Origin of the sequence: Rhodococcus sp. NPDC057014 (assembly GCF_042673295.1) — a bacterium.
In the GTDB taxonomy this organism is placed as follows: domain Bacteria; phylum Actinomycetota; class Actinomycetes; order Mycobacteriales; family Mycobacteriaceae; genus Rhodococcus_F.
On sequence record NZ_JBHUSF010000093.1, the window covers coordinates 18759 to 27970 of the forward strand.

Sequence of the window (9212 nt, forward strand, 5' to 3'; positions counted from 1 at the left end):
ACCCCGCCCGAGGCGACTATGCCACGGCGCGCCGGGAAGGATCGTGGCGCATCACTTGTGCGCCAGCGCGGTGGGGTGGGGCTCCGTGTCGATGCCTGGGATCCCACGACCGCGGATGGACGCGCCCGCGGTCTCCGCCACGAAGTACAGCGCGACGAGGCCGATCCCGCACGCGGCCATCATGTAGAACGCCGGCATGAGGGTGTTGCCGGTCCATTCGATGAGCAGTTCGTTCACTGCGGGCGCCGTGCCACCGAACAGCGACGTCGACACGTTGTACGCGATCGCGAACCCGGCGAACCGCACGTGCGTCGGGAACATCGCCGGGAACGTCGCCGAGATCGTGGACAACTGCAGGACGTACAGCAAACCGAGCACCGCGAACGCGAGGATCGCCCACCCGAAACCCTGACGCATCAGCAGGTACATGGGGACGGCGAGCACGATCAGTCCCACCAGCGAGCCGTACCACAACGGCTTTCGGCCCACCCGGTCCGACAACCCGCCCGCGAACGGGATGACCGCCATCATCACGATCTGCCCGACGATGAACAGGGTCAGCGACGCGGTGGACGTCAGCCCGATCTGTGTCTCCAGATACGTCGGCATGTAACTGAGCAGGGTGTAGTTGGTGACGTTCAACGCGATGACGAGTCCGCCGAGCAGCAGGAGCGGCTTCCAGTACTCGGTGATCAGATCCTTGAACTCGTGGGTCGTCCCCGACTCCACCGCGCCTTCCGCGTCCAGTTCCCGGAAGACGGGTGTCTCCTCGAGCTTGGTCCGCAGGTACAGGCCGATCAGGCCCATCGGCCCGGCGATCAGGAACGGGATGCGCCAGCCCCAGGTGGACATGAACGGATCGCTGGAGAACAACTCCACCACCAGAACCACGATCGCGCCGAGCGCGTACCCGCCGAGGGTGCCGAACTCGAGGAAACTTCCGCAGAAGCCGCGCTTGCGGTCCGGCGAGTACTCGGCCATGAACGTTGCCGCGCCACCGTACTCGCCGCCGGTCGAGAAGCCCTGAATCATGCGCAGCAGCACCAGCAGCAGGGGCGCCCAGAAACCGATGACGTCGTAGCTCGGCACGAGGCCGACGCAGAACGTCGCCCCCGCCATCAGGATGATCGTCAGCGCCAGCACCTGGCGGCGTCCGAGCCGGTCGCCCAGCGGACCCCACACCAGGCCGCCGAGCGGTCGCACGACGAAGGACACCGCGAACACGAGCAGTGCGTAAAGGGTGGCGGAACCGGTGTCGCCGGGGAAGAACGCTGCCGAGATGTACGACACCGTGAACGCGTACACACCGTAGTCGAACCATTCGGTGGCGTTTCCCATCGCCGACGCCGCGATCGCGCGTCGGAGAACACCTGGTGGGAGGGTTTCCTGCTCGTCCGGAGAACTCGCAGATGCCATAGATCCCGCCTCCTCGGGCCGGTTTTCGCGTTCCCTCATTGTGTCCCGAGTGGCACGTGTTGTCGCGAGTTTGCCATTTACGGACGCACCGACGGGGCCCACCCGCACCGTCACGGCGGCGGTGTGCGGCCGCCGTCACCCGGGTATCCGCAACCCATGACCAGCCGAATCATCGCCCTCGCCGTCGACTGCCGTGACGCGGATGCACTGGCACGATTCTGGTGCGAGGCCCTGGGTTATCCGGCGACGCGCCGGTGGACGGACGCGTACGGGCGCGAATACGTCGAAGCGGGCGCGCCGGGGTCCACGTCGCTGGTGTTCCAGCCGGTCGACGACCGGAAGTCCGGGAAGAACCGCCTGCACCTCGACATCGCACCGTCCTCCGGCACCCGGGACGAGGAGGTGCAGCGACTTCTCGCACTCGGCGCCCGGAGACTCGGCGACGACCCGAAGGTTCCCTGGGTGATCCTCGCCGATCCCGAGGGCAACGAATTCTGCGTGTTACCGGAACGTGGGGCCGACGACGGGACGCCCGCGTAGCCCGCGCCACCACGCGGCGGGCCCGCCGTGAGCGACCCAGTGCCGCACGTGATCCACGTAGTCGGTGGCCACCTGCACCCACTCGCTCCAGGCACTCGGGGTGGGCAGGGTTTCGACGGAACGGATCAGGAGACGATCGATCGCGTCCGTGACCAGCTGCGCCCGCTCCAGCTGCACCATGTGTCCCGCACCGGGCACCTTCACCAGTTCCACGTCCGGCAGATGGCCGGCGATGGCCTTCGAATACCGGAACGGGGTCAGCAGATCGCGGTCGCCGCACACGACGAGCGTCTCGATCGGCGCGAGCAGCGGCACCGCCGCCGTCTCGTCGTGATTCTTGAACGACGGGAGGAAGTCGACGAGCGTCTTGAGGGACGTGTCGTTGATCATCTGCTCGGAATGCCACACGATCGCCGGGCTGATGGTGCGGTCACCGAAGGACGCCGACCTCAGGATCGGCGCCAGCACCCGCTTGCTCGCGCCGCGGCCGCTCTGGACCACCCGGGGCAGGTGACGGGCCGCGGTGCTGAATCCGGCGACGACGGGCGTGTTGAGGGTGCGCGCGAGCCCGACGTCACCGAGCTTCTCGGCCGCGGTGGCGATCAGACCCACCCCGACGATCCGGGAACCGATCAGATCGGGATTCCGGCCGACGTACGAGAGGACGGCCATACCGCCCATCGAGTGGCCGACCAGCACGATCGGCCCCTCCGGCACCAGCGCCCGGATGACCGCGTCGACGTCCTGCGCGAGATGCGGGATCGTGCACGTGTCCCGCCGCGGCACCCCGGAGTTGCCGTGGCCGCGCAGATCGAAGAACACCATCCGGATCGTCGGACCCCACGTCTCCTCGAGCTGAACCCGCTGGAAGTGCCAGCCCGTCATCCGGTTGCAGAAGCCGTGGACGAACACCACGGTCAGCGGGGCGAACGCCGGACCCACCTCGCGCACCGCGAGGGGTACCCCGTCGTCGGCGGCGACGACACTGCCGCGGTCGCGGGTGAGCAGGTCGAAGGTCTCCCCTGCGAACTCGTCGAACATAGTCTCCCAGCCGTTGCCGAAGTCACGGATGATCGCGTGGACGCGTGTCGTGTGGAGGATAGCGCGGTCCGCGATTCGCCTGCGCGCAGCTTCGCCGGCAGCAACACGACCGCGGTGACGGCCGACCGCCGATATTCGCGCACGGGCGGGCGCGGCACAGGGCGATCCACCGGGTTGGCTAGGCTGGGTCCAGCATGTCCACCACAGCACCCAGCCGACGGGAACTGAAGAACAGCCTCGGCGAACTCACTCTGCGCGACGAACACCGGCTCCGCCGGCGACTCGACCGTGCCCGCACGCCCGACGCCCTCGCCTCGCTGTCCGAGGAGATCGACGCCGCACGCGGCCGCATCACCCGAAGACTCGCGAGCGTCCCCGCCATCGAGTACCCCGACGCACTGCCGGTCAGCCGGCGCCGCGACGACATCGCGAAGGCGATCGCCGAGAATCAGGTCGTCATCGTGGCCGGCGAGACGGGATCCGGCAAGACCACGCAGATCCCGAAGATCTGCCTCGAACTCGGCCGCGGCGTCCGCGGACTCATCGGACACACCCAGCCCCGCCGTCTGGCGGCGCGGACAGTCGCCGAGCGCATCGCCGAGGAACTCCACAGCGAACTCGGTGAGACCGTCGGCTACACCGTGCGATTCACCGACCAGGTGTCGGACGGCACGCTGGTGAAGCTGATGACCGACGGAATCCTGCTCGCCGAGATCCAGCGCGACCGGATGCTTCGCCGGTACGACACCCTCATCATCGACGAGGCGCACGAACGCAGCCTCAACATCGACTTCATCCTCGGATACCTGCGCCAGCTCCTCCCCCGCAGGCCCGATCTGAAAGTGATCATCACGTCGGCGACGATCGACCCGGAACGCTTCGCCGAACATTTCGCCGCCGACGGCGTGCCCGCGCCGATCGTCGAGGTGTCCGGGCGCACGTTCCCCGTCGAGATGCGGTACCGCCCGCTCACGGTGGAAGTCGGCGAGCAGACATTCGACCGCGACCCCGTCGACGCGGTGTGCGAGGCCGTCGAAGAACTCTCCGGCGAAGGCGACGGCGACATCCTCGTCTTCCTCTCCGGCGAACGGGAGATCCGCGACACCGCCGACGCCCTCCGCGACCGCAGACTGCGCGGCACCGAGATCGTGCCCCTGTACGCACGACTGTCGGCTGCGGAACAGCACAAGGTGTTCACCCCCCACACCGGGCGGCGGGTCGTGCTGTCGACGAACGTCGCGGAAACGTCGCTCACCGTGCCCGGCATCCGGTACGTCGTCGACCCGGGCACCGCCCGCATCTCCCGCTACTCGGTGCGCACCAAGGTGCAGCGCCTGCCGATCGAACCGATCTCGCAGGCCTCCGCACGCCAGCGTTCCGGTCGGTGCGGCCGTGTCGCCGAAGGCATCTGCATCCGCCTCTACTCCGAGGAGGACTTCGAATCGAGGCCCGCGTTCACCGAGCCGGAGATCCTGCGCACCAACCTCGCGTCCGTCATCCTGCAGATGACGGCGCTCGGCCTCGGCGACGTCGCCGCGTTCCCGTTCGTGCAGCCGCCGGACCCGCGGGCCGTCCGCGACGGCATCGGTCTGCTCGAGGAACTCGGCGCGATCGAACGGAAAGCCCAGAACGAGCAGCCCGTCCTCACGCCGGTCGGACGCGAACTCGCGCAGATCCCCGTCGATCCGCGCATGGCCCGGATGCTCGTCGAGGCGCACCGCAACGGCTGCCTGTCCGAGGTGCTCGTGATCGTCGCCGCACTGTCCATCCAGGACGTGCGCGAACGTCCCGCCGAGTTCCAGCAGGCGGCCGACGAGAAGCACGCCCGGTTCGCCGTGGAGAATTCCGACTTCCTCGCGTTCCTCGAACTGTGGAAGTACCTGCGCGAGCAGCGGAACGAGTTGTCGTCCAACCAGTTCCGCAAGATGTGCCGAAACGAGTTCCTGCACTGGCTGCGCATCCGCGAATGGCAGGACCTGCACGGTCAACTCCGCCAGATCACCCGCGGACTCGGCTGGGACACCACCGGTACCCCGGCGGGCGAAGCGGCCATCCACCAGTCGCTCCTCGCCGGTCTGCTGTCACACATCGGGCTGCGCGAGGGCGACAAACGAGACTTCCTCGGGGCGCGCGGAAGCCGATTCGCGGTCTTCCCCGGCTCGAGTCTGTTCAAGAAGCCGCCGCGATGGGTGATGGCCGCCGAACTGGTAGAGACGTCCCGGCTGTGGGCGCGGATGTCGGCCAGGATCGAACCCGAATGGGCCGAGAAACTGGCGCCGCACCTCGTGAAACGCACGTACTCCGAACCGCACTGGTCGTCGAGACGCGGCGCCGCGATGGCCTACGAACGTGTGACGCTGTACGGGATCCCCCTCGTCGCCCGGCGTGCGGTCACGTACAGCACCATCGACCCCGAGACGTCCCGGGACCTGTTCATCCGCCATGCCCTGGTGCAGGGCGAATGGCAGACCCAGCACAAGTTCTTCCACGCCAACCGCGCACTCCTCGAAGACGTCGAGGAACTCGAGCACCGCGCCCGCAGGCGCGACATCCTCGTCGACGACGACACCCTCTACGACTTCTACGACCAGCGCGTCGGCCCGGAGGCGGTCTCCGCCCGGCATTTCGACTCCTGGTGGAAAGTCGCCCGCCGCAAGAATCCGGACCTGCTCACGTTCACCCAGTCGACGGTCGTCAACGCCGATTCGGCCGCGGTGCTCGGCGGCGAATACCCCGACGCCTGGCGCCAGGGCGACATACAGGTCCCGCTCACCTACCAGTTCGAACCCGGCAACGAAGACGACGGCGTCACCGCCCGCATCCCGATCGCCTTGCTCGCGGGGCTGCGCGCCGTCGGCTTCGACTGGCTGGTCCCCGGCATGCGCGTCGAACTGGTCACCGCACTGATCAAGACGCTCCCGAAGACCCTTCGCCGACAGGTGGTTCCGGCACCGGACTTCGCGGCCGCCGCACTGGCCGCGGTGAAACCGCGCTCCGAACCGCTCACCACGGCGATGGCACGCGAACTGTCGCGGCTCGGTGCCTGCCGCATCGACCCCAAGGATTTCGACGTCACCGCCCTCCCCGACCACCTGCGCATGACGTTCGTCGCCGTGGACGAGAAGGGTGCCGCCCTCGGGCGGAACAAGGACCTCGTGTCGCTGCGCAAGTCGCTCGCACCCCGCGTCCAGGTGGAAGTGGCGAAGGCGGCGTCGAACTCGGAGCGGCCTCCCGCACTCACGTGGACGCCCGCGACCCTCGGTTCCCTGGAGGCCACCGTCACACGCGAACTCGGCGGTCAGAAGGTCACCGGCTACCCCGCGCTGGTCCCGGAGGGTGACGGTGTCGCCGTCCGCGTCCTCAGCACCGCCGCCGCCCAGCGAGCCGCGATGCGCGACGGAACGCGCCGGTTACTGCTGGCCGCCGTTCCCACCCAGGCGAAGACGGTGACATCCGGTCTGGGCAACGCACAGCGGCTGGCGCTCGGGCAGAACCCCGACGGCAGCCTCGACGCCCTGATCGACGACTGCCGCACCGCCGCCGCCAACCAGTTGATCGCCGCACACGGCACCCCGGTGCGCACGCCGCAGGAATTCGACGCCCTCGTCGCGAAGGCACGCGCGGAGATGGCCCGGAACGTGGCGGTACTCGTGCGACTCGTGTCGCCGGTGCTCGAAGCGGACCACCGGCTCGCCGTCGTGCTGGATCGCGCCACCGGCGAGGCCGCCGACGACGTGCGGGAACAACGGCAGTCGCTGCTGTTTCCCGGATTCGTCGCCGACATCGGCGCCACTCGCCTCCGCGAGGTGCCCCGCTACCTCGCCGCCGCCATCGCACGACTCGAAGCCCTCCCCGGCAGCGCACCGCGCGACCAGAAGGGAATGGACACCCTCGACCGGGTGTACGCCGGATACGAACGCATGCTCGCCGGCCTGCCGGAAGAGCGGCAGCACTCACCCGAGGTCGACGCGATTCACTGGATGATCGAGGAACTGCGGGTCAGCCTGTTCGCTCAAACACTCGGAACCCCGATCCCGGTCTCCGAGAAGCGGGTACTGAGTGCCATGGAGAAGGTGCGCTGACGCACAGGGCCACGCAGAGGTTGCGGTTGCGCGCAGGCTCAGGCGTCGTCCCGGGATTCGCGGTGTTCGCGTAGCTCTTTGATCTCCCGCGCGAAATCCTCGGCGGAGCTGAACGACCGGTACACCGACGCGAACCGCAGATACGCGACCTCGTCGAGGTCACGAAGCGGACCGAGGATCGCGAGGCCCACCTCGTTGCTCGGAATCTCCGCGGAACCCGATGCGCGGACCGCGTCCTCGACCTGCTGGGCAAGCAGATTCAGTGCGTCGTTGTCGACCTGCCGGCCCTGGCAGGCGCGGCGGACGCCCCGCACCACCTTCTCACGGCTGAACGGTTCGGTGACCCCACTGCGCTTGACCACCGACAGGACTGCGGTCTCGACGGTGGTGAATCGTCGACCACATTCGGGGCACGAACGGCGGCGGCGGATGGCCTGTCCCTCGTCGGCTTCGCGCGAATCGACCACACGTGAATCGGGGTGCCGGCAGAACGGGCAGTGCATGGCGATTCCTTCGTCGTAGCCGTCGTGGCCGCAACTGTTCGCCTCCCCCGATGGCGAACCGACGAAAACGGATTCACGCAGCGGATGCACGATCTCGACGCGACCACACGCGGTGGTGGGACTGACAGCCTCCGAGACTACTCGGCCGCCCGACGGGACAGTCATGCAGAGCCACCCCCGTCACCGGGTCGCGGACGACGGGACGATCAGACTCTGGCCCGGATGCAACGCCGAATTGGACATGGCATTGAGCTCCATGATCCGCTCGACCACCTGTGCCACCGGCATGTCCGGTGCGATCCGCGCAGCGACCGCGGCCAGGCTCTCGCCCTGCTGCACCTGTACGACCTCGGTGGCCGCCGTGTTGCTCACACCGCCGCCGGTGGCCAGCTGGGCCACCCCGACGAGTCCGCACAACACGCCGGCGGTGATCACGACGCTCGCGAGGATCGTGCGCCAGCCGACGTCGTTCGCCCCACGTTCGTGGTCCGCGCGCGACACGCCGGTGTGGGTGGGCCGGTACGCCACGGCGCCGGACGACGGACGACGCAGCTCCCCGTCGGTGCGCCGGCGACGCGGTTCGATGCGGTACGACCGTGCGGCGCCGGAACGGACGACACCCCGCTCGAGTGCCTGCCGGTTCAGCACTACCTGCCGATGGAGAACTGCGTTGCTCATCGGTACCTCCGCTGCTCGTGACGTTCGATCACGCGTTCGAAAGAACACATGTTCGATTTCTACCACGGCCCTCCGACAATGTCTCCACTTCTCGCGACACGTGTCGAACAGATGTTTGAAACTCCGAGGAAAGCGGGATAGATTCGTGTCACGCGGCACAGCAGTCACATGCGACCCATACCGAGAAGATCCACACACACAGACGGAGGCACCTCGCCATGAAGGACGACAGCTCGACCGACGGTTCGACTCCACGTGTGAGCGGTGGCTCCGCCGCCGGGTTGACCGACCGGCAGCGCCGTGTCCTCGAGGTGATCCGCACGTCGGTCAACGAGCGCGGTTACCCGCCGAGCATCCGTGAGATCGGCGACGCCGTGGGGCTCACCTCCACGTCGTCCGTCGCCCATCAGCTACGGACGCTGGAGCGGAAGGGGTTCCTCCGCCGGGACCCGAACCGTCCGCGCGCCGTCGACGTGCGCGGTCTCGACGAGGTCGCGGCGGGTGCCGCAGCGAACGCCGGCACCACCGCCGAGTTGGCCGCGGTCAAGTCCGGCACCGCCGGCGCCCCCCTGCCGGAGCCCACGTTCGTCCCGGTCCTCGGCCGGATCGCCGCCGGTGGCCCGATTCTCGCCGAGGAAGCCGTCGAGGACGTCTTCCCACTCCCCCGCGAACTCGTCGGCCAGGGTTCGCTGTTCCTGCTCAAGGTCGTCGGCGAATCGATGATCGACGCCGCGATCTGCGACGGCGACTGGGTGGTGGTCCGGCAGCAGAACGTGGCCGACAACGGCGACATCGTGGCAGCGATGATCGACGGCGAAGCCACCGTGAAGACGTTCAAGCGCACCGACAGCGACGTGTGGCTGATGCCGCACAATCCGCTGTTCGATCCGATCCCGGGCAACGACGCCGTCATTCTGGGCAAGGTCGTCACCGTCATGCGCAAGATCTAGTC

Annotated in this window: 7 protein-coding genes; 3 read left to right on the forward strand and 4 right to left on the reverse strand. The window is 68.2% G+C overall.

The window, feature by feature from the left end; translation table 11 throughout:
- Positions 1-51 precede the first annotated feature (51 nt).
- Positions 52-1416 carry an MFS transporter gene (locus tag ACFTZB_RS19685; protein ID WP_378433628.1) on the reverse strand — a complete coding sequence of 455 codons (1365 nt, stop codon included), beginning with the start codon at positions 1414-1416 and terminating at the stop codon, positions 52-54.
- A 156-nt stretch (positions 1417-1572) separates the two neighbouring features.
- Here ACFTZB_RS19685 and ACFTZB_RS19690 point away from each other — a divergent pair, with 156 nt between their 5' ends.
- Complete coding sequence (locus tag ACFTZB_RS19690) at positions 1573-1956, forward strand: VOC family protein (RefSeq protein WP_378433629.1); 384 nt, start codon at positions 1573-1575, stop codon at positions 1954-1956.
- Here ACFTZB_RS19690 and ACFTZB_RS19695 read toward each other — a convergent pair.
- Complete coding sequence (locus ACFTZB_RS19695) at positions 1918-2997, reverse strand: alpha/beta fold hydrolase (RefSeq protein WP_378433630.1); 1080 nt, start codon at positions 2995-2997, stop codon at positions 1918-1920. The genes ACFTZB_RS19690 and ACFTZB_RS19695 overlap by 39 nt on opposite strands.
- A 194-nt stretch (positions 2998-3191) precedes the next feature.
- On the opposite strand from ACFTZB_RS19695, the gene hrpA reads away from it, so the two are divergent.
- Complete coding sequence (gene hrpA / locus ACFTZB_RS19700) at positions 3192-7079, forward strand: ATP-dependent RNA helicase HrpA (RefSeq protein ID WP_378433631.1); 3888 nt, start codon at positions 3192-3194, stop codon at positions 7077-7079.
- 38 nt (positions 7080-7117) lie between these two features.
- Here hrpA and nrdR read toward each other — a convergent pair whose 3' ends face one another.
- Complete coding sequence (nrdR, locus tag ACFTZB_RS19705; protein ID WP_015890458.1) at positions 7118-7582, reverse strand: transcriptional regulator NrdR; 465 nt, start codon at positions 7580-7582, stop codon at positions 7118-7120.
- Positions 7583-7762: 180 nt separating this feature from the next.
- The gene (locus ACFTZB_RS19710) at positions 7763-8260 is read right to left on the reverse strand and encodes a LysM peptidoglycan-binding domain-containing protein (protein ID WP_378433632.1); all 498 of its coding nucleotides are present in this window, start codon (positions 8258-8260) and stop codon (positions 7763-7765) included.
- A 218-nt stretch (positions 8261-8478) separates the two neighbouring features.
- Between ACFTZB_RS19710 and lexA the strand changes: the two genes are divergently transcribed.
- Complete coding sequence (gene lexA / locus ACFTZB_RS19715; protein WP_378433633.1) at positions 8479-9210, forward strand: transcriptional repressor LexA; 732 nt, start codon at positions 8479-8481, stop codon at positions 9208-9210.
- Positions 9211-9212 lie beyond the last annotated feature (2 nt).

Bases quoted from the DNA above. Each gene is read 5' to 3' on its own strand.
- ACFTZB_RS19685 (WP_378433628.1), bottom strand. From the start codon at position 1,416: ATGGCATCTGCGAGTTCTCCGGACGAGCAGGAAACCCTCCCACCAGGT.
- ACFTZB_RS19690 (WP_378433629.1), top strand. From the start codon at position 1,573: ATGACCAGCCGAATCATCGCCCTCGCCGTCGACTGCCGTGACGCGGAT.
- ACFTZB_RS19695 (WP_378433630.1), bottom strand. From the start codon at position 2,997: ATGTTCGACGAGTTCGCAGGGGAGACCTTCGACCTGCTCACCCGCGAC.
- hrpA (WP_378433631.1), top strand. From the start codon at position 3,192: ATGTCCACCACAGCACCCAGCCGACGGGAACTGAAGAACAGCCTCGGC.
- nrdR (WP_015890458.1), bottom strand. From the start codon at position 7,582: ATGCACTGCCCGTTCTGCCGGCACCCCGATTCACGTGTGGTCGATTCG.
- ACFTZB_RS19710 (WP_378433632.1), bottom strand. From the start codon at position 8,260: ATGAGCAACGCAGTTCTCCATCGGCAGGTAGTGCTGAACCGGCAGGCA.
- lexA (WP_378433633.1), top strand. From the start codon at position 8,479: ATGAAGGACGACAGCTCGACCGACGGTTCGACTCCACGTGTGAGCGGT.